This window comes from Pseudoalteromonas sp. APAL1 (assembly GCF_021532475.1).
Taxonomy (GTDB): Bacteria; Pseudomonadota; Gammaproteobacteria; order Enterobacterales; family Alteromonadaceae; genus Pseudoalteromonas; species Pseudoalteromonas lipolytica_C.
The window spans coordinates 67,734-91,021 of record NZ_JAKGAW010000016.1 but is presented as its reverse complement, the minus strand read 5'-3'; the positions used below and the strand labels follow the sequence as shown (position 1 = coordinate 91,021).

The following is a 23,288-nucleotide window of genomic DNA, read 5'->3' as shown; positions in this document are numbered from 1 at the left end:
TATGGCGTGAGGCCCGAAGGTCCCCCACTTTGGTCCGTAGACATCATGCGGTATTAGCAGTCGTTTCCAACTGTTGTCCCCCACCATAAGGCATATTCCCAAGCATTACTCACCCGTCCGCCGCTCGCCGCCCAACAAATCCCCCGAAGGTTCAATGTTGTCGCTGCCGCTCGACTTGCATGTGTTAGGCCTGCCGCCAGCGTTCAATCTGAGCCATGATCAAACTCTTCAATTAAAAGTTTTTGAAACCGAAGTTTCGTGCTCAATGAATTCTGTATAAATTGACTATATAGTCACTCATAAGAAATTGAGACTCTAAATTTGTTTGCGTTACTTAGTAAACTAAGCTTCGCTGTTAGAACTCAATCTGTACGAGTGCCCACACAGATGATTGCTTTATATTGTTAAAGAACGTTTGATTCACTTTCGTGTCTCAAGGGCTGTGCATTCTACGCAAGCCGTTATTTTTGTCAACACTTAATTTTGAGAAAAGTTTATTTTTTCAAAACTCAGTCTTACTTGACTCAACCAACTCGTCGTTTTGCTTTTTTGTAAGCAGTCCGCCGTGTCGGTGGATGCGCATTATAGGGAGATCCGAATTGAGATCAACTGTTTTTTGAAGTTTTCATGAAAAAAATAACTGTTCGCGCAAATTACGAACGAAACGGGTAAAAAGAACACTAAAAAAGGCCCTTCTGGGCCTTTTCTGTTTATTTAACTATAAGCTTCCAACCTGCTTTTGCTTGTAGCTTGGTCTCTAATTGCAGTTCACTGGCCATTAATGGGTGATATTTTAACCAATCGCCATCAAATGTCAGTGTAAGGGTGTTTTCATTAACACTAAGATCGAGTGCTGGCAGTACATCATCTTGGCGACGCATTGATAAGATCACTGCGATCCGAACAATTCTTGTCAAACATTCAGCTAATTGTTCATGACACCCTAGGTATGCAAAGCTGTTTTTTACCAGATCTGCACGATGCGCGTTCGCTACAGCAGTGATCAGCTTATGCTCAGATTGTGAAAAACCTGGCATATCGGTGTTTTCTATAATGTAGGCTGTGTGCTTATGATAAAGTTTATACTCTATTAATAAACCTATCTCGTGCAACTTCGCTACCGTTTTTAATAACGCAATTGCGTTGTTATCAATAGACTGCCACTGCCCCTTTACACTCTTTGCTAATTGCTCAGTAAGTTGTGCAACTCGGCAGGCTTGATTTACATCGACATGATAACGAGCCATTAATCCATCAACCGTACGCTTACGAATATCGTGGTTATGTAGCTCTGGTACCATGCTGTAAAGCACACCTTCACGCAATGCGCCGCGAGCAAGGCCCATCTGCTTTATAGCTAATGATTCGAATAAGGCGATTAAAATTGCAAGTCCAGATACAAACACAAGGCGGCGTTCTTCACTTAAACCTGGAAGCTCAAGATCTGCAATTGTTTCAAATTGCACTGATTGCTCTTTGATGGCATACAATTTATCAAGCGTTAAGAGTTCATCTTGGTTTTGCGCAACCATGATCTCTTGAATTGCTTGCACTGTACCAGATGCTCCACTCGCTATTTGCCAGCCTGCCGCTTTATATTCATCAACAATTTCAGCAATCACATCTCTGGCAGCTTGAATCGCGGCTGCAAAATTTTCGTTACTCAGTTTTTGATCTTTGAAATAGCGCTCTAAAAAGGTGACACAGCCCATATGTAGGCTTTTATAGTGCAGTGCGTCAAAACCTTTACCTATAACGACCTCTGTGCTCGCTCCACCAATATCGATAACAAGTTGCTTTCCACTACAAGCTGATGTGTGCGCCACGCCTTTGTAAATCGTTTTGGCTTCTAGCTCACCACTGATGACATTGATTTTATGACCAAGGATTTGTTCAGCCTTTTGCTTAAACACATCGGCATTGGTAGCAAGACGCAAAGTTGCTGTTGCAACAATGGTAATGTTTTTCTTTGGTATGTCTTGTAAACGTTCTGCGAACAAGGCTAGGCATTCCCAACCTCGCTGCATGGCTTCTGAGCTTAGGACGTTGTTTTCATCAAGCCCTGCAGCAAGCCTTACTTTACGTTTGACTCGACCGATCGTTTGTAGACCGCCAGCAATTGATTTGGCAATCAGCATATGAAAGCTGTTCGATCCTAAATCGATTACTGCATACACATTTTTTTGCGGTTGAAATTGCCCCACCGTTCAAAAACCTCTAGTTACTACTAAGTCTTCAATGACGGTCGTTTATCACGACCGTGATTTCTGGTAACTATTATTTGGTCGACGTCCGTTGTTATTACGATTACGTGGGCCTGTAGAATAGTTCCGCTTTTTCTGAATAGTAGGCTTAGTTAAATCATCAAGCAATGCACTTTTATCATAATGTGATAATGGAATGCTGTGTTCTATATATTGCTCAATTTCGTGGAGATTATAGGCATACTGTTCACAGGCAAAGCTAATAGCGTGTCCTGAAGCACCAGCACGTCCGGTACGACCAATGCGGTGTACATAGTCTTCACAATCATCTGGCAAATCAAAATTAAATACATGACTTACTTCTGGGATATGTAAACCACGCGCTGCAACGTCTGTTGCCACTAAGAAGTCCAAATCGCCTTTGGTAAATTGAGCCAAAATTGATTGACGCTTTTTCTGGTTTACATCACCGGTTAATAATCCAACTCGATGACCATCCGCTTTCATCCATGCGTAAACATTTTCACAACTGTGTTTCGTATTTGCAAACACAATTGCTTTCTCAGGCCATTCTTCTTCAATTAAAGTTAACAGTAACTTAATTTTATCGTCTTGCGATGGATGAAATAGCTCTTCTTGAATACGCTTACCTGTTTTAACGTCAGGTTCAATTTGCACATGCTCTGGGTTAGTCATGTGTTCAAACGCTAATTCCTGCACACGATAAGATAAGGTTGCAGAGAATAATAAGTTTAAACGCTCTGAGGTTTCAGGCATACGTCTAAACATGTAGCGAATATCTTTAATAAAGCCTAAATCGAACATACGATCTGCTTCATCAAGCACCACAACTTCAATTTCATTTAGGGTGTAACAACCCTGTTTATACAAATCGATAAGGCGTCCAGTCGTTCCAATTAAAATATCAACGCCTTTTTCTAGTTGTGCACGTTGTTTTTCGTAATCTTCGCCACCATATACTAAACCTAAGTTAAGATTACAGTGTGGCGCTAAAATTTTTGCATCTTTGTGTATCTGAATCGCCAGCTCCCGAGTTGGGGCCATGATCAGGGCTCTTGGATGTTTACTAGGTGCTTTGCTAGATTGTAATAACCGATGGCACGTGGCTGTTAAAAACGCCAACGTCTTGCCTGTACCTGTTTGTGCTTGGCCCGCAATATCACGGCCTTCACAAATAAAAGGTAGGCATTTAGCTTGAATGGGTGTGCAATATTCAAACCCATTTTCGGTTAAACCGGCAACCACTTCCGGTGCGATAGCAAAGTCTGAAAACTTTTTATCGGTCAAATGTGTCTTAGTCATAGCGTTTAAGCATAACGTTTAAACTTGCAATAAGAAACAAGAGTGTTTAAATACGCATTAAATATTTCGCCTAACTTATCGGAGATCGCAATGAGCGAGAAAATTATTCAATTAACTGACGATAGCTTTGAAGCTGACGTACTACAATCAGACAAACCTGTACTTGTTGATTTTTGGGCTGAATGGTGCGGACCTTGTAAAATGATCGCCCCTATTCTTGACGAAGTAGCTGGTGAGTTTGATGGCCGTGTAACTATCGGTAAATTAAACATTGACCAAAATGCGGGCACACCACCTAAATTTGGTATTCGTGGAATCCCAACACTTCTTCTTTTCAAAGATGGTCAGGTTGCAGCAACTAAAGTAGGTGCACTTTCAAAAACTCAATTAGTTGAGTTTTTAGAGAACAACATCTAACTGAAAATGTAAAAAAAGGGCTTTTTGCCCTTTTTTTAGCTTTATTTTGTTTAAAGACTGGACGCCTTGCTAGTGACCTGCTAGTTTATAAAGCCAACTAATCCTTAGTTATACCAACAAACCTCACTCATGTATCAAACTATGATTTTGAGTATGATAATTGTAATAAAGAACCCACCAATATGCATTTACGCGAATTAAAAGACAAGTCTATAAAAGAGCTTGTAAACTTAGCTGAGTCCATGGGGCTCGAAAACGTAGCCCGTTTAAGAAAACAAGACATTATTTTCGCCATTTTGAAAGCACACGCTAAAAGCGGTGAAAATATTTATGGCGGCGGTGTATTAGAAATCTTACAAGATGGCTTTGGTTTCTTGAGATCATCTGAAGCCTCATATTTAGCCGGACCTGATGATATTTATGTATCTCCGAGTCAAATACGTCGATTCAGCATGCGTACTGGTGACTCAATTTCAGGCCTTATCCGTCCACCAAAAGATGGTGAACGTTACTTCGCACTACTTAAAGTCAACGAAGTAAACTTCGACAAACCTGAAAACTCTCGCACTAAAATCCTTTTTGAAAACCTTACCCCACTCCACGCAAACGAACGTTTACGTATGGAACGTGGTAATGGTAGTACAGAAGATATCACTGCTCGTGTACTTGATTTAGCATCACCTATTGGTAAAGGCCAGCGCGCCCTAATCGTTGCACCGCCTAAAGCGGGTAAAACGATGCTACTGCAAAATATTGCGCAGTCAATCAGCTACAACCAACCAGACTGTGAGCTAATGGTACTTCTAATTGACGAACGTCCTGAAGAAGTAACTGAGATGCAGCGTCTTGTTAAGGGTGAAGTTATTGCTTCAACATTTGATGAGCCAGCAAGCCGTCACGTTCAAGTAGCCGAAATGGTAATTGAAAAAGCGAAGCGTCTTGTTGAGCACAAAAAAGATGTGGTTATCTTATTAGACTCAATTACGCGACTTGCTCGTGCATACAATACGGTTATTCCTTCATCTGGCAAGGTATTAACAGGTGGTGTGGATGCTAACGCATTACACAAACCAAAGCGTTTCTTCGGTGCAGCACGTAATGTAGAAGAAGGCGGTAGCTTAACGATTATCGCAACAGCGCTTATTGATACAGGCTCTAAAATGGATGAAGTAATCTACGAAGAGTTTAAAGGCACAGGTAACATGGAACTACACTTAAATCGTAAGATTGCTGAAAAGCGTGTATTCCCTGCGATCGACTTTAACCGTTCAGGTACCCGTCGCGAAGAGTTACTGACTAAGCCAGATGAACTACAGAAAATGTGGATCTTACGTAAGATTGTTCATGAGATGTCAGAAATTGACGCAATGGAGTTCTTAATTGATAAGCTTTCTATGAGCAAAACCAATGATGAATTCTTCGATTCGATGAAGCGTCAATAAGCAGCTTTCAAAATCAAAAAAAAATGCCTGTTTTATACAGGCATTTTTTTTACTTAAAAGTACAGTTGAAGCGCTATTCAACTATAAATAACTCCGTAATATAGTTGGTATTTAGTTGGGTTTTGTTCTATAAGTTATAGGATTAAAAGGTAAGGATTTTTCAATGACCCGCATTAAAGTAGCAGTCGCTCTCTTTGTCATCAGCTTACTAAGTAGTATTGCTAGTTTTATTATTTTTGAACTATCAATTGTCGCGATGGCAGTAATCGGCTTAACAGTCATTGTTCCTTGGCTTGTTTTAATTACCTTTATTTATTTAAAAGACGCGCAGCAACAAGATCACTTAAGTTATTTTGTTTCTAATATCACTTCTGACCAGGGTATCGACTTTACTTTTCGTTTTGATGAAAACGACAATAAATTGCCTGAAGCCTGCCACATATTAAACGCGAGTTTAACTATGGTTGAGCATATGTTAGGAGAGATATATGCGTCATCTGCACGCTTATTACCTATGGCTGATGCGTTACGTGACACCTATGCATAAATGACCCAAAAAGCAACAATTCAAGATGCGCATGGTGTTGATTTAGCAGAGACAATAAAGCGAACGATTGAAGTATCGAAAGAACTTGACCGTAGCCTTGAAGAAATATTTCACTCGGTCTCTGATGCAACAAAGTCTGTGCAACAAACTCGACTTGATGCCGACAAAAGCCAAGCTAGCCTTATGAAATTGGCCGACAATATCAACCAAACTAGCGAACAAATTATTTTACTTAAACAAGATAGTGATGCAATTGGCTCTGTAATTGATGTGATTAACAGTATAGCTGAACAAACAAATCTGCTAGCTCTCAATGCCGCAATTGAGGCTGCACGTGCTGGTGAGCAAGGGAGAGGGTTTGCAGTTGTGGCTGATGAAGTACGAAACTTAGCAGCACGCACCAGTAAATCAACCCAAGAAGTTCGTGAGATGGTTGCGAAAATTCAACACAGTACAGAAAAAGCCAACCAATTGATGCAAACAGCATTAAAAGAAACACAGCGTACTGTTGAACTATCAGAAGCATCAACCAAAGAAACGAATAAAATAGAACAGGCTATGTTAGCAATTAACGCGTTTTCTGAGAGCGTGCATGAACAGGTTGCCTTACAAAGCCAAATGTCAGATGAAGCACAAATGAGTATTGATGCTATGGTTGAGCTAAATTCTGACGCATTATCAAGTTCACAAATACAAGCTGTCTCAAGCAAAGATTTAGTGCGTCTAGCGCATGTTATTGATGATAAACTTTCAATGTTTAAGATCACACACCCAGAAACAAGTAGTGAACAACGTATCGATCGCTCTCGCTATGAAACAACTCAAAATAATGATTCAGAACAAGCTCAAGATGGTGATGTAGAGCTATTCTGATCAGCTAATGCACTGTTGAGTTGCTCAAGTAAACGATCAACTAAATTTGTTAATTCTGAGAGTTGGTTATTTTTTAAAGCTGACTCTAAGGCAAAGGCACTTTTAGCGATATGTTCCATAGCAAACATTTTAGCTGCTCCGCCAATACGATGTGCATCTTGCTGAAGATTAAATAAATCATATTCAGCCAAATGCAATTGAATAAGCGACGCTTCTTGGTTAAAACTTTGAATAAAGCTAGTTACTAAATCACTAATATCGTGACTTGCTTTTGTGCTTTCTGCGGTATTTTTACAATGCTTGGCAAGCTGCGTAAAAAAGACATTTTTGTCGATAGGTTTAGCAAGATACCCTGTAAAACCGGCCTGCAAGTACGCTTCTATTTCATGGCTTATCGCATTAGCAGTTAAGGCGTAAATTGGTTGGGTAAAGCCAGACTCTTTCAATAACTTAAGGGCACTTAACCCGTCTAAAACTGGCATCTGAATATCAAGAAGCACTACATCTGGAAACTCTATTAAACATTGCTCAACCGCTTTTGCACCGTTATCAACAGCAATTACATCTAACCCCATTGACTCTAAATAACGGCGAATTAAACGACGGTTATCGGCATGATCTTCTGCAATCAATACCTTTCCAGATAATCCTTTTAGCGATTGCGGTAAGTCATTTCCGTATTTGCTATTGGCATCAGTTTGACTGGGTTCATGTTCTTTACATGGCAAATAGAATGCAAACACGCTACCTTTATTGATTTCGCTCTCGACACTAATATAGCCGCCCATCATGATTGCGAGTTGTTGTGATAAGCTAAGGCCTAGCCCCGTACCACCAAACCGTCGACTAATGCTATTGTCTCCTTGACTGAAGCACTCAAAAATAAGTTTCAGCTGGCTAGCATCCATGCCAATCCCCGTATCACTTACCTGAAAGCAAATACCTTGTTGCGTCTGTGTGACCTGCAGCTCGACTTCACCTTGATGGGTAAACTTAATGGCATTCGCACATAAGTTGATCAAAATTTGTTTTACCCGCGTAAAGTCTAATCGTGTAATAAACTGTTCACCTAATTGGTTATGAAATGCAAATTTCAGCCCTTTCGCTTTTGCTTGACCACTTAGCATTGAATGAACATCATTTAATAAGCAAACTAAATCACCTTCTTTTAAACTCAACTCAAGTTTATTCGCCTCAATTTTACTAATATCAAGCACATCATTTATGAGGTCTTTTAAGTGTTCACTTTGTTTATGAATAACAGCAAGTTCATCATTGAGTTGCTCTGGTTTATAAAAACCATTCATTAGGGTATCTGTTTGTCCCAAAATAGCCGTTAATGGTGTGCGGATCTCATGGCTAATATTAGCTAAAAATTGACTTTTAATTTCATTTGCACTGCGCAGCTTTTCTGCGGTTTCTTCAAGCTCATTGGTGCGCTTTGCAACCATCAATGAAAGTTGCTCTTTCGCTCCTTTTTCGATCATACGTCGATAAATGGTGATGCCCGTCACGACCAGCATAATAAATAAAATAAACAGCATGATGGCAAGTTGTCTTTGCTTTGACATTTCAAGCTCTTGCACTCGCTGTTTTTGTTTTAAATCAATAATTTCCTGAGTCAACTGACTGGCATTAATTCGACTGTGAAGCTCACCTAGGGATCTTAGAAGTCGCTCATTGTTTGCGGCCTTTAAGGTTCGAACGAATTGATCAAAATGAGCTACCGCAGTGGTGAAATCTCCTTGGCCTGCTTTGATCAATGCATGCATTCCAATGCCATCCTGCACTCTCAGATCATCTTTATATTTTTTGGCCATCTCAATTGAGGTGGTCAGTGTTACTTCCGCTTGTGTTAGCTTACCTTGTAAGAGCTTAATTTTAGCTCTTGATAATAATCCCGCGAGCTCTAACGTTTTGTTATTTATTTGTTCTGCAAACTCGATGGCTTTATCAGCATGGCTTAGAGCCAGTTCTAAATCACCTGTTCGTAAGTAAACGTTAGCAATATTGACGTGACGAGAGGATAAGTAATAGGCATCATGTGTTTTTTGATAATACCGTAATGCACGCTGATAATAATGTAATGATAATTGATATTGTCCAAGCTCAGAGTAAGCAACGCCCATATTACCATATGACTGAGCAACACCTTCTTCATCACCTAATTTCTCGAATATCTTTAGCGTTTCTCTATACATATCTAAAGCAATATCGTAACTCGATAAGCGAATATAAAGACCCGCTATATTATGCAAAATATCAGCTTTATCTTGCGCGCTACCATATTTTTCGTAGATAGATTTAGCGCGCGTGTAATAATCAAGTGCTTTGCTCATATCCCACATATCAAAATAAGCGAGACCTATATTACTCAGTAAGTTAGCCTCTGAAATAGGCGCATCCATTTTTTCGGCAACGCGTAAAGCACGTGTATAGGATTCGACAGCTTGTTGGATAAGACCTTGATAATAATAGCTAACGCCTTGCATTTTGATTGCGCGAAAATAACTGTCTGGTTGAGCTTCAAAAGAGGCCGCCTTCTCAGCTAGTTGATAGTGTTTAAATGCTGCGGCAAATTCTTTATTTTCTAGAGCCGTATCTGCTAACTGCAATTGTATAGCCAGCTTTTCATCAGTACTAATAGTGGTATCTGCAAGTAATTGTGTCGCTAATTGCTGCTTTTCATCTAATTTTTGTGACTGATTAAATTGCTCTAGTAATGAATCTGAAGCATAACTAAACGTAGTCATCAGCACACTACAGCATACTAATGCCGAATGTATTAACCTGAGACTCAATAATGTGCGCATATGTTTATATCCCTAAATATCAACATAGACCGAGGAAAAAACTAAATCGTAGCTCGGCTAAATGCCTTCCTTGATGAAAATATAAACATAGTTTCAGTAAGGCAGCTGTGATAGCGTATATAGTTTTAGATTACATAAAGATTGGCCTGCTAACAATGCTTAACCCACTGATAGATGAGATTTTTTACCTCATTCTGAAACAGCCTATCTGGAAAGTCCATACGCTTGCAAGTGCACTTAATGATGCAGGACATCTTAGTGTTTTAGATAAGGACCCACAAAAAGATCTTTTTAAACGTAACTTCTTAGTTATGAATGCCTTATATCAACTCCAAATACAGGTTAGCCCTGAGCAACAATTGCACATAGCGGCCTTACATATTGAATTGATAAATAACAAGTGTGAAAAGGTGCTAGAAAATACTGATCCTTTGCGGGAGTATTATTTAGATTGGCAAAACTACGACACAACAAGTGATGAAATTGATGCGCTATTAAATGAGTTTTGGCAGCGCTTTGCTACATTCAACAGGCATACTACTTCTGCAAATCTTACAAAAGAGCAGCTTTTACAAATACAAAAAGCATGGCAGTTGCCCGCTAACTTTTCACTAAAAGAATTACAAAAGCGCTGGCGACAATTGGCTTTAAAACATCACCCAGACCGTCAAGGCTGTGCGATTCAGTTTAAAAAAATACAACGTGAGTATGAGCAGCTAAAAGCTAGCTGCTCGTAAACTTTAAACTTATCGACTTAAACGACGCGCACGAATCTTACGCTTTTTGATATTTCCTTCGGTCAATTTGCGCAGTGCTGGTTTGGCTGCTGTTCGCTCTACAGCGATAAAAGCCACGTTATCAAGTACATTAATTTTACCCACCTGATGACCTGCAATACCTTCTTTACCCGTTAAAGCACCTAAAATATCGCCAGCACGAATTTTTTGCTTCTTACCTGCATCGATCATGATGGTCGCCATCGTAGGCTTGTAGGCCGGCTTTTCAAGTAAGCTAAAAGGAGGTAGTGGCTCAGGGTTGAAGTCGCGTTCGTAATGATCACCGATTTGTGCCACTTTAAATTGCTCAGCCTCACCATAAATAGAACATGCAATGCCTTTTTTACCTGCTCGACCTGTTCGACCAACGCGATGAACATGAGTTTGTGGATCATGTGCTAAGTGATAATTTACAACCATATCCATGTCGTTAATATCTAAGCCTCGTGCAGCAACATCCGTCGCCACCAAGATACACGCGCTTTTATTAGCAAAACGAATTAAAGTACGTTCACGTTCGCGTTGATCTAAATCACCGTGTAAAGCAACGGCACTAAAGCCTTCAGCGTATAGGTCATCACAAATTTGCTGTGTTTCAACCTTAGTATTACAAAAAACCACACAGCTTTCTGGCTGAAACTTCAAAAGCAACAGCTTCAGCGTATTAAAGCGCTGCTTGTTATTATCAAGCTTGTAAAAGTATTGTGTGATCGTGCTTTTTGTTTGCTCTTCTTCAACCTTAATCATTTCAGGATTGCTTAAAACTCGCTCAGCAATCGCTGCAATTGATTTTGGATAAGTCGCACTAAACAACAAGGTTTGGCGTTGATTTGGAATACATTCAACAATGGCATCAAGGGTATCTTGAAAGCCCATATCAAGCATTTGGTCAGCTTCATCTAATACCAATGTTTCAACATCATCTAAGCGCAATGTGCCCTTACGAATATGATCATCAACACGACCTGGTGTGCCAACAATAATATGAGCGCCATGCTCTAGTGAACCAATCTGTGGACCAATAGATACACCACCGCATAAAGTTAAAACTTTAATATTATGAATGCCGCGAGCAAGCTTACGAACTTCTTCTGCAACTTGCTCTGCCAGTTCGCGGGTTGGACATAAAATAAGTGATTGAATGCGAAAACGTTTCACATTTAACTTAGCCAACACACCTAAGCTAAACGCGGCCGTTTTACCCGACCCTGTTTTTGCTTGAGCAATGATATCTTTGCCTTGCAAGATCACTGGTAAACTTTGCGCTTGTACCGGTGTCATTTGCGTATAACCTAAAGTCGATAAATTATCGGTTAACTCTTTCGGCAAAGCCAAAGATGAAAAAGCAGTAGCAGTCACAGTAATATTCCAAACTTGATAATTGAGGGACATCCTCGAAGATGCAGTGGATCATAGCAGAGAATGCATTGTTTCTCTAAACGAAAAGAGCTATCTACACACTTAATTCATATTTAGTTACAGTTTGCGGCTTCCTAACTCAGCGTGTTTGTTCTAATTTATTGAAAGCAACCTTCAGGAAGAAACTATGCTTTTATTTAACACCGCCGCTACTGATGTTTTTTACAAAAAGCAAAAAACGTGTCCTCATTGTCATAGCGAGCACTTCTCACTGAGTAATCACAGTAAAGTACTGCGCTTTAGTATTTTGCCAATTATTCCATTATCAATTAATTATCAGCACCAATGCGATGCTTGTGGCTACACATCAGCTGTATCTTGGTATTCTCTTCCCCCCCTAGAGCTGGCTTCTTTCATAAAATATTTTATTGGCTTGGTATTAATAGTTTATATTTTAACGAAAGCAATACTTGGGATACATGAGCAAGCAGATAATGAAATTCGCTACCTGAATGAACCCAAAAAATTCGACACCTATTTTGTTTATTCCGACAAATTTACTGGTGAACCAAAACGTATAAATAATCTGAAAGTAGCCCAACTCGTTGAATTTGATGACAAGAGCATGACTTTTCGAGTTGCTAACTACACTTACAAGTACAATAAAGACATCGAGATTGCGATGCGTACCAGCATGCTAGTGCAAGATGATTACTTTTCGAGTAAAACCATGACCTTTACTAAACAGCAAGTAAAGCAGTTTTATGAAGACAACAGCATATACAAAATAATGCGACCAGAGCTATATAGCTTGTATGGTGGTTTTGTTATGCACCCCCCGAAACCTAAGCCTTTGTATGCAGGCGTTAAGCTTGATAAACATAACCAACAAGGCATCACCTATTTTAAAGATGGCCTGTTTAAGGAAGCACTGGAAAGCTTTACACTCTCTGCCAAAGGAGGTTATTCATGGGGTCAATTAAACTTGGGTCAGATGTATCGAGATGGCCAAGGTACAGAAATCAATAACGAAAAAGCAGCTTACTGGCTTAACAAAGCTACCTTACAAGGGAATCCGAAAGCGAAGATTGAACTCGCAGAGCTATGCTTGAGTTACGATTGTAGTAAACTGGACACTCAATAATCAATTATCCATAAACATCACTGAGAAGAAACCAAGCTAATAATATGACTCTCGCTATTTACTTTGTTTTTGTTATGTTATAACATTTTTATATGACGCAGTATTTATATTATTTTGTTGGTTTTATAAATTCGTGTTAGCAAAAGCAGAGTCACTCTCCCTACTCTGTTTTAAATTGCAACTGGGCTGTATTACTTAGTGAACGAATCGTCTTTTGAGTTTGTATAACTTGAAGGAAGACCTTGCACACTAGCACGCTTACGTTCCCGTGCTAAATCCTTGCCGGCGAGTTTTCTCGCCGGCATTTTTTATTTAAAGTTTTAAATGATCATTTAAGAACGCCAATACCTTTTTATAGTAAAGAGTACGGTGCTCTTCTTTATAAAAGCCATGACCTTCATCATCTAATAGTTCATAAATATAAGGATGATTCTCTTTCTTTAAAGCCGAAATTAACGACTCAGCTTGCTCTATAGGCGCCCTTTTATCTTCGCCACCATGAACAATTAATACCGGGGCTTTCAACTTTTCTACATTGTAGCTAGGTGAAAAACGCTTTAACTCTTCTTCATCCTCACCTAATACTACTTCTAAGAAACGTTGCCCGCTATCACGTTCTGATACATCCCCTTCATCAAACATGAGTGGTAAATCATATACACCTACAACCCCAATCGCACACTGGAACATATCAGGTTCCAAGATCGCACTTTGTAACGCGGAATATCCACCAAAGCTGGCACCCATAATGCAAATGTTACTTTTATCAACAGTACCATTCGAAATAAGATATTTTACCCCATCAATGATATCGTATTGAATTTCCCGCCCCCACTTGCGATGACCGGCACGTTCAAAATTTCGTCCAAAACCACCTGAACCACGAAAGTTAACCTTGAGTACAGCTATTCCTCTACTCGCAAGCAGCTGAGCTGTTGAATCATATCCCCACCAATCTCTAGGACCATGAGGACCACCATGCGGCATTACTACTAATGGTAAGTTTTTTTCTTCAGCATTATTCGGAATAGTTAAGTAACCGTAGATAGCTAGTCCATCACGTGCTGTAAAATTGATAGGCTTTGTAATCGCCATTTGACTAGGTTTAATCCAACTTCTCGATGAGAATAGAAAACCGAGATTATTCGTTTTTGCATCAAATAAATAATAACTGCCTGGGTTAGTATCGCTTGAAGCAAAAATGACGCTCTTATCACCATTTACGGTACTGCTAACTAATTGAACCTGCTGACCTTCAAGTACTTTCAAAAGAGCTTTTAGCTGCTGACTTTTCTTAGAGTTATTACCAACAAATGAATAGGTTGGATAGCCTAATTCATGCTCGACAGCAAAAAGCTCTTTTGAGACTTCATCCACCCATACTTGCTTGGGTGATACACTCTTTTCTTTGTGAATTAGATCAAATTGTTTAGTTTTAAGATTTAATTTATAAAGCCCTTTAGCTTCTCCATTAACAGAAGCCGTCACATAAGCAGATTCATCTGTGCTATCAAAAGCATGCAACCCAACATCACTATATGAAACGTCCTTTAAGTTGAGCTCTTCCCACTCACCACCTGATTTAGGACGGATATATATTTTTGGATTAATATAGTCATCCGTCGAAGCAGATACTCTTACGTTACCTTCATGATCAGTCAGAAAACTAGCCATCCTTGAAGGTGAACGTGTGATCCTTTTTCTTGACCCTCGATAGACATCTACTTCATATACAATTGTGTGAGGTTCGTTGGCAGCTGTCCATGGAATGGTTAAAACTAACATTTTACGCTTATTTTCTACCAGTGGATCAAGCACATAAGATGTCCCTAATACAGGGGTTGCCTTTTTAATTCTCGTACCTGTTTGCCTTTCACCTTGATAACCAACCAAGTACTTCCATTGACTGCCATCTGCGTTTACACCAAGCAACTCACCATGGTATTCAGGATGATCTTTCCAACCTTTTAGGTACTCTTTGGCTAATACAATACGCTCTTCATTCACCCAGTAATAGTTGCCGACTTGAGCATTACCAGGAAAGTGGATGGCATGAAGCACTTTAAATGTATCTGTATCCAGTATCATTAAAGCATTCTTGCCTTCAGGTTGTGTGATGACTGCTAAATACTTACCGGTAGGAGAAATTTTAACACCTGTGAATTCACTTGCTTTACTAAAGTTTTGAATATCAAGTAATTCAGATTTGGCATTAGTAGTAAAGCTAAGTAGCAAACAAGAAATAACGATTATTAATCTGCTCATAAAATTCCTTTTATATTTTAATTGTTAATAAAGATACTAAAAAGTTAACAATGGGTACACCCTCAACGCGTAGCTACTTTGAAATTTTCTTGAAAAGACTAACGAATATGACAATCACAACCCCTGCAACAACTCCCAACAAACCATCAAAAATAACCGGCGAAACCAGCTCACCCGTTTTACCAAGTAAACCCGTTACAAACTCAGTACTACCCTGCTGGGCGTGATGTAAAAGAGGGATACCATGTACCAATATACCTCCGCCAACTAAGAACATAGCAACCGTTCCTGCAAAGGCTAAAAAGCGCATTAGTTTAGGTGCTGCAGCAAGTAAAAACTTACCAACCAGCTCTTTAAACTTACCGCCACTTTGCTGCGCTTTTTGCAGTAAATACAAACCAGCATCATCAAGTTTGACAATGCCTGCCACCAACCCATAAACGCCAATGGTCATAATAATTGCAATTACACTGAGCACTAAAGCTTGATTTACCAGCGTTGCACCAGCAACCGTGCCTAATGTTATAACGATAATTTCTGCAGAGAGGATAAAATCAGTACGGATAGCGCCTTTAACTTTTTGCTTTTCGTATTCTTGCAAGTCTTGCTGCTCAACCAGTTGCTCACCTTCGTGACTATCGTGACCAAACAGTTTTTCGATAATTTTCTCAGCTCCTTCGAAGCACAAAAATAGCCCACCAATCATTAATAAAGGAGTAATAAGCCAAGGCAACCAAACACTAATCAACAAAGCTGCTGGCACTAATATGGCCTTATTAATGAATGAGCCTTTTGCTACCGCCCAAACCACTGGTAATTCTCTATCAGCAGTTACCCCTGTCACTTGCTGGGCATTAAGAGCTAGATCATCACCTAACACCCCTGCTGTTTTTTTTGTTGCGACTTTACTCATCGTCGCAATATCGTCTAAAAGAGTTGTAATATCATCAAGTAAGGTTAATAAATTAGTGCCAGCCATGGTGGTTCCTTGCCCATTAAGTACACTGTCAACATAACTTATCCAGCCATTTTCACCAACGGTTAATTTTTCTTTGTTAGGCTTAGAGTTCATTCAAAAACAGGGGTGTTTCCATGAACAAACAACTTCTCTCAGGGCTCGCTTTAGTCACTTTGTGCGCGTGTGCTGAGCAAGCCACGGCAAACAACTATCTATGTGATAATGGCTTAACTGCGAGTATTGTTGATAATAATGAAGACGAAGCAACGCTTTCATTCGTCGATAATACTTACACTTTATATCGAGAAGTCAGTGGTTCAGGCGTAAAGTACAGCGATGATCATGTGTTGTTTTGGTCTAAAGGCGACGAAGCCATGCTTATTTTGAAAGGAAAAAAATATCATTGTCAGCTAAAGCAAAGCTAACCAAACTGTCGCGGCTAAATTCGCTTAATTAATGGTTTTGAGTATAATAGCGACAATTTATTTAGCGTTTAAGCGACCAGAATGAAATACAAAGATCTTCGCGAATTTATCGAGCTACTAGAACAAAAAGGTGAACTTAAACGGATCAAACAAGAAATCGATCCCTACCTTGAAATGACCGAAATTGCTGACCGTACATTGCGTGCAGAAGGCCCTGCTCTGCTATTCGAAAATCCTAAGGGTCACTCTATTCCTGTACTTGCTAACCTATTCGGTACGCCAAAGCGAGTAGCAATGGGAATGGGTCAAGATGATGTCAGTGAGCTGCGCGAAGTCGGTAAGCTATTAGCCTTTTTAAAAGAGCCTGAGCCACCTAAAGGCATTAAAGAGGCACTAGGCCAAATCCCGGTATTCAAACAAGTGTTGAATATGCCCGCTAAAGAAGTAAAAAAAGCACCATGTCAGCAAGTCATACTTGAAGGTGATGATGTCGACTTAACCAAGTTGCCTATCCAACATTGCTGGCCAGGTGATGCAGCACCTTTGATAACATGGGGCTTAACGGTTACCAGAGGGCCTTATAAAAAACGCCAAAACTTAGGTATTTACCGTCAGCAGCTACTGGGTAAAAACAAAATTATTATGCGTTGGTTATCGCACCGTGGTGGCGCATTAGATTTTCGTGAATGGTGTAAAGAGCACCCAGGCGAACCCTATCCTGTATCGGTCGCATTAGGGGCAGACCCTGCAACAATCCTAGGCGCTGTAACGCCAGTACCTGACACCCTAAGCGAATACGCGTTTGCGGGCTTACTACGCGGTAGTAAAACAGAAGTTGTTAAGTCGATTTCAAATGACCTACAAGTGCCTGCTACCGCTGAGTTCGTACTTGAAGGCCATATTATGCCGGGTGAAACAGCCCCTGAAGGCCCATATGGCGATCACACAGGTTACTACAATGAAGTAGACGAGTTTCCGGTGATGACGGTCACTCACATTACACATCGTGAAAACCCAATTTATCACAGCACTTACACAGGCCGTCCACCAGATGAGCCAGCCGTACTCGGGGTTGCTTTGAACGAAGTGTTCGTGCCAATTCTGCAAAAGCAATTCCCTGAAATTGTAGATTTTTACCTACCACCTGAAGGCTGTTCTTATCGTATGGCTGTGGTCACGATGAAAAAACAATACCCGGGTCATGCCAAGCGCGTGATGATGGGGGTGTGGTCTTTCTTACGTCAATTCATGTATACCAAGTTCGTGATTGTTTGCGATGATGACGTAAACGCACGCGATTGGAACGACGTGATTTGGGCAATTACCACGCGTATGGACCCAGCTCGCGATACGACGATGATCGAAAACACGCCAATTGATTATTTAGATTTTGCATCGCCAGTTTCTGGCCTTGGCTCAAAAATGGGCATGGATGCAACCAATAAATGGCCAGGCGAAACAGATCGTGAATGGGGTGAGCCCATTGTTATGGATCCAAAAATCAAAGAACGTGTTGATGAATTATGGGACAGCTTAGATATTCTCTAGGCTGTGTCTATGTTAAACTGCTCAAAATTTAACGGTTATGAGTGCGATTCATAACCGAATTTGCTTCTGTGCTTATAAAGGTAAACTATGCAAACACTACTCGCTGACGTTGTTGCGATCAGCCCGCTTACAGACCACGTACATAAGGTCATTTTGAAACCACAGCAACCTGTGTCATTCGAGGCAGGCCAATATATGCAACTTGTATTAGGCGAAAAAGATAAGCGTGCCTTTTCTATTGCTAGCTGTCCGTCGCAAACTGAGCAAATTGAACTACACATTGGTGCCTCAGGTGCTGATTCATACGCGATGCAAGCGCTTGATCATTTGCGTCAAGCACATGCTCAGCAACAACAAGTTAATGTTGAAGTGGGTCTAGGCATTTCGCAACTTCGTGTAGAGGGTGAGCGCCCTATTATTCTACTTGCTGGCGGCACCGGTTTTTCTTATGCCAAATCAATGGCTGATCACCTTGCAGAAATAGGCTGTGAGCGCCCGGTATTATTCTACTGGGGTGTACGTGAGCAAGCTGCGCTATATGCGCATGACGAAATGCAAGCATGGGCAAACAGTAACCCTCATTTCCAATACATTCCTGTAGTTGAAAATGCGTCGCAAAGTTGGACAGGTAAAACTGGTTACGTTCACAAAGCCGTTATGGCAGATATCGTGTCGCTAGAACCATACGATATTTACATGGCAGGTCGCTTCGACATGATTGGCGTTGTTCGCGATGATTTCATAAATCATGGTGCAATCCGCGAAAACATGTATGCCGATGCATTTGCATTCATTAAATAGCTAAGTGATACAGATTATTTTTAAGGCATCCAATTGGATGCCTTTTTTATTTGTTTTACCTATCGCCCTAATCCATCTAAACAATTTCACAAACAGCATTTCCTTGACCATACTCTGATTAGAATAACGATGGGGAGAGACCCAAATGCTAAATACAAAAGTACAAGACTTTATGCAACGTAAGTTGCCACACATTACGCCTGAAACTGAAATGACCACCGCTATTAGCGAGCTGCAAAAGTTTAAATTACTGGGCGCACCTGTATTCGATGACAACAAAAGCCTAGTTGGCTTTATATCTGAACAAGAGCTTTTGCAACCGCTGATGCAAAACAGTTATTTCTGCGATGGTGTGGTAAAGGTAAAACAACTTATGCGCACCGATGTTGTTACCGTAAGTAGCGATCAAAACATCATTGAGCTGGCAGATGCCATGAAAACGGGTAAGCCAAAGAATTACCCAGTTATCGAGGGTGGTAAGGTTGTTGGCATGATCAGCCGAGGAGATGTGCTCAAGGCATTGTATGAAAACTACGTTTCATGCCAAGAGCACCAAGTGTAAGTTAGCTGCTTAACGATTAGCAGCTAACTGTTTTAAAGCCGCTTTATCTGCCTCGCTTAAATAAGCAATTTCAAACGCATTAGCTTGCGCTTTTTCCATATCGGCTTGGCTTAAACCAGCTGCAGGCGCGGCTACTTGATACTCATACGCAATTTCAATACCTTCAACTGCCGGATCATCAGTATTAATTGATGCCAAAATACCATGGTCTAAGAAGGTTTTTAACGGGTGTTTTGCAAGCTCAGCAACAGTGCTAGTTTGAATGTTACTGGTTAAGCAAGACTCAATACCAATGCGTTTATCACGTAAGTGATCCATAAGCGCTGCATCTTCAATCGCTTTTACACCATGGCCAATACGCGTTGCACCAAGCTCGTTAATTGCTTGCCAGATACTTTCGCTACCACGCGCTTCACCAGCGTGAATAGTAGCAGCTAAGTATGCATCGTGAACTTGCTTAAAGTGATCAACAAATAATTCACCCGGAAAACCTATTTCATCACCAGCTAAATCAACAGCAACTAAATCATTTTTAAAAGCAAGTAACGCATCAAGCTCTTGCTGACAAATTTTAGTGCCATAAGTACGCGACATAATGCCGATTAAGTTGGCTTTAATTGGTGCGTTTTGACACGCACTCCTAACACCATCAACCACCGCTTCTACGACACCTTGCGGGTGCAGTCCTTGGCTTTGCGCCATATAATATGGACTAAAACGAAGCTCTACGTAATCTAGGCTTTGTGCAATAGCATCTTCAACGTTCTCGATGGCAATACGACGACAGGCATCGTAATCACCGAGTACTTTTACACCCCAATCTAATTTCTGTAAAAAGGCGACAAGATTTGGTTCAGGGTCAATAACCTGAACATGAGGGATCAGCGCCTCTACTGTATCTGCAGGTAATTCAAGATTAAACTGACGACCAAGTTCTAAGATCGTTTGTGGGCGAACATTACCGTCAAGATGACGATGAATATCAAGCAAAGGAAGTGTCTTGTTGATCATAATTAGTACTCAGTTCAGAAAATTTTCGCGGATCATACGTACCCACAACGATAATTCAAGTGTAGATGAATATATTTACTTTTAAGAGGTCAATTGTCTGCTTTATAAAGCACTTTTGCCGTGCAGATGCTGCCACAATGTTTTAAACAATTTATCAGCGTCAATTGGCTTAGTTAGGTAACCATTCATGCCACTGGCGAGGCCTTTCTTAAGGTCATCATCATGGGCATTTGCCGATAAGCCAATAATCGGTAACTCGGAGATCAGCAGCTCATTGCGAATAACCTTAGTCGCTTGCAGGCCATCCATGTTAGGCATTTGAATATCCATTAGTACAAGGTCGTAGCTTTTTTCACTAATCATCTTAATAGCTTCGTGGCCATCTTTTGCTATATCAGGCTGACAGCCTTTGGTTTTTAAAATAGAGCTAGCGACATGCTGATTTAGCGGGTTATCTTCAACTAAAAGTATTGCGTAATCTGCGAATGATAATGAGCTGACATCAATATCAACAACTTCATCATCACTTTGGATAACCTCTGATAAAGGTGACTCAAAAGGGATTGAAATAGTAAACGTTGAACCTTGCCCTTCAACGCTTTGCAAACTGATACTGCCACCCATCATCGAAACCAATTTTTGGCAAATACTTAACCCTAAACCTGTGCCACCAAAACGGCGTGAGGTTGAACTATCTGCTTGCGAGAATGGCTGAAATAATCGCTGTTGCGCTTCTTTGCTAATACCAATACCGGTATCAATAACACTAAAGTAAGTAAACTCACGCTGTTGCCAAATACGTAGAGTGATATGCCCCTGTGGTGTGAATTTAACAGCATTATTTAATAAATTTAACAGCACTTGTTTTAACCGAATAGGATCGGTGTAAATCACTAACTGCGAAGAGCTGTCGTAATCAACGTCAAACTCTAAAGAGCGAGTGTTCAATTCAAATTGCAGCAAATTACAAACTTCACTAACAAGCGCATTAACATCGATTGGCTCTTGATGCATTTCCAAGCGCCCAGCTTCTATTTTAGAAAAATCTAAAACATCATTAATAACTCTTAATAGTACATTCAATGCACCATCGGCTTGATCAACATAACTACGTGCTTGCGGCCAATCTTGCTCTTGCATAGCCAAGTAGTGCAACCCCTTAATACCATTAATAGGAGTGCGTATTTCATGGCTCATATTCGCCAAAAATTCACTTTTTATTTGACTGGCTTTATCCGCTTTTTGTTTTTCTTCACGGAGGCTTTGGGTTTGTTTTGCTACTTGCTGACGAATTTGAATATTAGTACCGGTTACTGAAATCAAAAAGGTGATCAATAACCAAACAAACAGCATACCGACTATTTGTGCAAGCCAATAAGGCAACCAAGACGATTGCGCGACTGACTCCCATAATTTCACCTGCCAGACACGCTCACCAATAATAAAATTAAAGCTCGCAATGGCCGTTGTTCCAACACGTTGAGGGTTATAAATTTCGACAGGGTTACTGCCGTCGGTAACGTCATAGAAGCTGGCATCAATCTCTGTGTTCTGATTAAAGTTTAGTGTTTGCGCCAGCAACTCTAAATTAACCACAGCAACAACATAACCTCTAAACCCGACTTGATGATTTATGTCTGAATAAACAGGGTTAAAGAACAAGACTCCTTTATCGTTACCATCACCTTGCATCAAGGTAATAGGCTCACTCACTGTGACATTTTTTATTAAACGAGCGTCTGTCAGTGCCTGCCTGCGCAGTTCATGGGAGGCTAAATCAAAACCTTGTGCGGCCTCGTTGCCTTGCAATGGGTGGATATATTGCACCGGAAAATAAATAGCACGCTGACTTACCGCTTGCCATTGTCCCGCGGAATTTTTCTCTTTGATATAGTAATTAGGCCCAAGCTCTTCGCGCAGCAAATTTTGGTAATTATCCAATTGTGAATTAATCACTTTTGGTGCCCACTCAAACGCTATTATCTCTTTACTGTATTGCAGCTGTCTTGAGGTGAAGCGCTTAAACTCTGCAAAATCAACTATGTCACTACTTGCAAAAAAGGTTGCCAATAACGACAGATGAGACTTAATTTCATCAATTTTGTGTTCAAGATTGGTTTTTATTGCACTTACTTTTGCTTCTTTGCGCTGTAAATCTTTCTCCTTTTTAACACTTGCTGCGCCATAAAAGCTAACACAAATAATCATATAAATTAATAGTGAAGGAACAATAATTTGTAGTCGCTGCCGTGCATGATTATAACTAAATGCCGCTAAAACTAACGGAGTAAAAATGAGTACTCCGATACTGTCACCAATCCACCAAGCAATAAAATTATTAAGTGCCGCGTAGCTAGGAATCACATTATTGATGACCAACAGCGCAGTACCTGTCGATGCTGCGATAAGACTGCAAAGTGGGCCGCCAATGATTAACCCTTGCACACTTTGTTTTAGCGAAGATAGTTCAAGAGGACGTTTTACAACATGAATAATAATGTAATAAGCCAACCAGGCTTGGAAAGTAGATGCTGCTGTTACCCCAATGGCTTGTAACATAACTTGCCAATGTAAAATATCAGTAACTTTATCGAGATGGATAAGGTTGACTAAGAAAGCCCCCAACAACACCCCCGGTAAGGCACGGTTTCGACTAAGTAAGATACTGGCCAGAGCTATACCAGAAGGGGGCCATGCTGCAACAGCATAGCCGTCGATTGCCAAAAGAGAATTACTTAAATACCCTGTTAGAAAATAAGCGAAAGCGATACTTAGTGTCAGCGCAAATAAGTTTTTCAAGCCATCGCTCCTGTGCAGGCT

At 40.4% G+C, this 23,288-nt stretch carries 18 protein-coding genes and 1 rRNA gene; 10 read left to right on the top strand and 9 right to left on the bottom strand.

The window, feature by feature from the left end; all coding sequences use genetic code 11:
* From L1264_RS10210 to rhlB, 3 genes are all read right to left on the bottom strand, one after another.
* A 16S ribosomal RNA gene (locus tag L1264_RS10210) occupies nt 1-235 on the bottom strand; the annotation flags it as partial.
* A 475-nt stretch (nt 236-710) separates the two neighbouring features.
* Nucleotides 711-2,204 carry a guanosine-5'-triphosphate,3'-diphosphate diphosphatase gene (gene gppA, locus L1264_RS10205; RefSeq protein WP_135923183.1) on the bottom strand — a complete coding sequence of 498 codons (1,494 nt, stop codon included), beginning with the start codon at nt 2,202-2,204 and terminating at the stop codon, nt 711-713.
* A gap of 48 nt (nt 2,205-2,252) precedes the next feature.
* Complete coding sequence (gene rhlB, locus L1264_RS10200; protein ID WP_135923182.1) at nt 2,253-3,527, bottom strand: ATP-dependent RNA helicase RhlB; 1,275 nt, start codon at nt 3,525-3,527, stop codon at nt 2,253-2,255.
* A gap of 90 nt (nt 3,528-3,617) precedes the next feature.
* On the opposite strand from rhlB, the gene trxA reads away from it, so the two are divergent.
* The 4 genes from trxA to L1264_RS10180 all read left to right on the top strand — a co-directional run bounded on the left by trxA (nt 3,618) and on the right by L1264_RS10180 (nt 6,806).
* The gene (trxA, locus tag L1264_RS10195) at nt 3,618-3,944 is read left to right on the top strand and encodes a thioredoxin TrxA (protein ID WP_135923181.1); all 327 of its coding nucleotides are present in this window, start codon (nt 3,618-3,620) and stop codon (nt 3,942-3,944) included.
* A gap of 182 nt (nt 3,945-4,126) precedes the next feature.
* Nucleotides 4,127-5,386, top strand: a complete 1,260-nt coding sequence (gene rho, locus L1264_RS10190; RefSeq protein ID WP_062566226.1) for a transcription termination factor Rho — start codon at nt 4,127-4,129, stop codon at nt 5,384-5,386.
* A gap of 163 nt (nt 5,387-5,549) precedes the next feature.
* Nucleotides 5,550-5,933, top strand: a complete 384-nt coding sequence (locus tag L1264_RS10185) for a hypothetical protein (RefSeq protein WP_235403955.1) — start codon at nt 5,550-5,552, stop codon at nt 5,931-5,933.
* Entirely contained in the window at nt 5,934-6,806 is an 873-nt protein-coding gene (locus tag L1264_RS10180) for a methyl-accepting chemotaxis protein (RefSeq protein ID WP_328255957.1), read from the top strand.
* On the opposite strand, the gene L1264_RS10175 is transcribed toward L1264_RS10180, so the two are convergent.
* Nucleotides 6,779-9,559, bottom strand: a complete 2,781-nt coding sequence (locus L1264_RS10175) for a tetratricopeptide repeat protein (RefSeq protein WP_235403953.1) — start codon at nt 9,557-9,559, stop codon at nt 6,779-6,781. The genes L1264_RS10180 and L1264_RS10175 overlap by 28 nt on opposite strands.
* Nucleotides 9,560-9,774: 215 nt before the next feature.
* On the opposite strand from L1264_RS10175, the gene L1264_RS10170 reads away from it, so the two are divergent.
* Entirely contained in the window at nt 9,775-10,356 is a 582-nt protein-coding gene (locus L1264_RS10170) for a DNA-J related domain-containing protein (RefSeq protein ID WP_199526050.1), read from the top strand.
* Between the two features lie 9 nt (nt 10,357-10,365).
* Here L1264_RS10170 and dbpA read toward each other — a convergent pair whose 3' ends face one another.
* Entirely contained in the window at nt 10,366-11,754 is a 1,389-nt protein-coding gene (dbpA, locus tag L1264_RS10165; RefSeq protein WP_199525999.1) for an ATP-dependent RNA helicase DbpA, read from the bottom strand.
* 187 nt (nt 11,755-11,941) lie between these two features.
* Between dbpA and L1264_RS10160 the strand changes: the two genes are divergently transcribed.
* Nucleotides 11,942-12,898: a tetratricopeptide repeat protein gene (locus L1264_RS10160; protein ID WP_199526000.1), complete on the top strand. Its 957-nt coding sequence runs from the start codon at nt 11,942-11,944 to the stop codon at nt 12,896-12,898.
* A gap of 312 nt (nt 12,899-13,210) precedes the next feature.
* Here L1264_RS10160 and L1264_RS10155 read toward each other — a convergent pair whose 3' ends face one another.
* Together L1264_RS10155 and L1264_RS10150 are read right to left on the bottom strand one after the other, a co-directional pair.
* A complete protein-coding gene (locus tag L1264_RS10155; protein ID WP_199526001.1) occupies nt 13,211-15,163 on the bottom strand; it encodes an alpha/beta hydrolase family protein in 1,953 nt (650 codons plus the stop codon).
* Between the two features lie 73 nt (nt 15,164-15,236).
* The gene (locus L1264_RS10150) at nt 15,237-16,142 is read right to left on the bottom strand and encodes a DUF808 domain-containing protein (RefSeq protein ID WP_138557905.1); all 906 of its coding nucleotides are present in this window, start codon (nt 16,140-16,142) and stop codon (nt 15,237-15,239) included.
* Between the two features lie 113 nt (nt 16,143-16,255).
* On the opposite strand from L1264_RS10150, the gene L1264_RS10145 reads away from it, so the two are divergent.
* From L1264_RS10145 to L1264_RS10130, 4 genes are all read left to right on the top strand, one after another.
* Entirely contained in the window at nt 16,256-16,546 is a 291-nt protein-coding gene (locus L1264_RS10145) for an MliC family protein (RefSeq protein WP_199526002.1), read from the top strand.
* 81 nt (nt 16,547-16,627) lie between these two features.
* Nucleotides 16,628-18,094: a 4-hydroxy-3-polyprenylbenzoate decarboxylase gene (gene ubiD / locus L1264_RS10140; protein WP_199526003.1), complete on the top strand. Its 1,467-nt coding sequence runs from the start codon at nt 16,628-16,630 to the stop codon at nt 18,092-18,094.
* A gap of 87 nt (nt 18,095-18,181) precedes the next feature.
* Nucleotides 18,182-18,895: an NAD(P)H-flavin reductase gene (gene fre / locus L1264_RS10135; protein ID WP_199526004.1), complete on the top strand. Its 714-nt coding sequence runs from the start codon at nt 18,182-18,184 to the stop codon at nt 18,893-18,895.
* A 145-nt stretch (nt 18,896-19,040) separates the two neighbouring features.
* A complete protein-coding gene (locus L1264_RS10130; RefSeq protein WP_054554669.1) occupies nt 19,041-19,457 on the top strand; it encodes a CBS domain-containing protein in 417 nt (138 codons plus the stop codon).
* A gap of 9 nt (nt 19,458-19,466) precedes the next feature.
* On the opposite strand, the gene add is transcribed toward L1264_RS10130, so the two are convergent.
* Together add and L1264_RS10120 are read right to left on the bottom strand one after the other, a co-directional pair.
* A complete protein-coding gene (gene add, locus L1264_RS10125) occupies nt 19,467-20,468 on the bottom strand; it encodes an adenosine deaminase (RefSeq protein ID WP_199526006.1) in 1,002 nt (333 codons plus the stop codon).
* 102 nt (nt 20,469-20,570) lie between these two features.
* Nucleotides 20,571-23,267, bottom strand: a complete 2,697-nt coding sequence (locus L1264_RS10120) for a CHASE domain-containing protein (RefSeq protein ID WP_235403952.1) — start codon at nt 23,265-23,267, stop codon at nt 20,571-20,573.
* Nucleotides 23,268-23,288: the final 21 nt, after the last annotated feature.

Bases quoted from the DNA above. Each gene is read 5' to 3' on its own strand.
- rhlB (WP_135923182.1), bottom strand. From the start codon at position 3,527: ATGACTAAGACACATTTGACCGATAAAAAGTTTTCAGACTTTGCTATC.
- trxA (WP_135923181.1), top strand. From the start codon at position 3,618: ATGAGCGAGAAAATTATTCAATTAACTGACGATAGCTTTGAAGCTGAC.
- rho (WP_062566226.1), top strand. From the start codon at position 4,127: ATGCATTTACGCGAATTAAAAGACAAGTCTATAAAAGAGCTTGTAAAC.
- L1264_RS10185 (WP_235403955.1), top strand. From the start codon at position 5,550: ATGACCCGCATTAAAGTAGCAGTCGCTCTCTTTGTCATCAGCTTACTA.
- L1264_RS10180 (WP_328255957.1), top strand. From the start codon at position 5,934: ATGACCCAAAAAGCAACAATTCAAGATGCGCATGGTGTTGATTTAGCA.
- L1264_RS10175 (WP_235403953.1), bottom strand. From the start codon at position 9,559: ATGACTACGTTTAGTTATGCTTCAGATTCATTACTAGAGCAATTTAAT.
- L1264_RS10170 (WP_199526050.1), top strand. From the start codon at position 9,775: ATGCTTAACCCACTGATAGATGAGATTTTTTACCTCATTCTGAAACAG.
- L1264_RS10160 (WP_199526000.1), top strand. From the start codon at position 11,942: ATGCTTTTATTTAACACCGCCGCTACTGATGTTTTTTACAAAAAGCAA.
- L1264_RS10155 (WP_199526001.1), bottom strand. From the start codon at position 15,163: ATGAGCAGATTAATAATCGTTATTTCTTGTTTGCTACTTAGCTTTACT.
- L1264_RS10150 (WP_138557905.1), bottom strand. From the start codon at position 16,142: ATGGCTGGCACTAATTTATTAACCTTACTTGATGATATTACAACTCTT.
- L1264_RS10145 (WP_199526002.1), top strand. From the start codon at position 16,256: ATGAACAAACAACTTCTCTCAGGGCTCGCTTTAGTCACTTTGTGCGCG.
- ubiD (WP_199526003.1), top strand. From the start codon at position 16,628: ATGAAATACAAAGATCTTCGCGAATTTATCGAGCTACTAGAACAAAAA.
- fre (WP_199526004.1), top strand. From the start codon at position 18,182: ATGCAAACACTACTCGCTGACGTTGTTGCGATCAGCCCGCTTACAGAC.
- L1264_RS10130 (WP_054554669.1), top strand. From the start codon at position 19,041: ATGCTAAATACAAAAGTACAAGACTTTATGCAACGTAAGTTGCCACAC.
- add (WP_199526006.1), bottom strand. From the start codon at position 20,468: ATGATCAACAAGACACTTCCTTTGCTTGATATTCATCGTCATCTTGAC.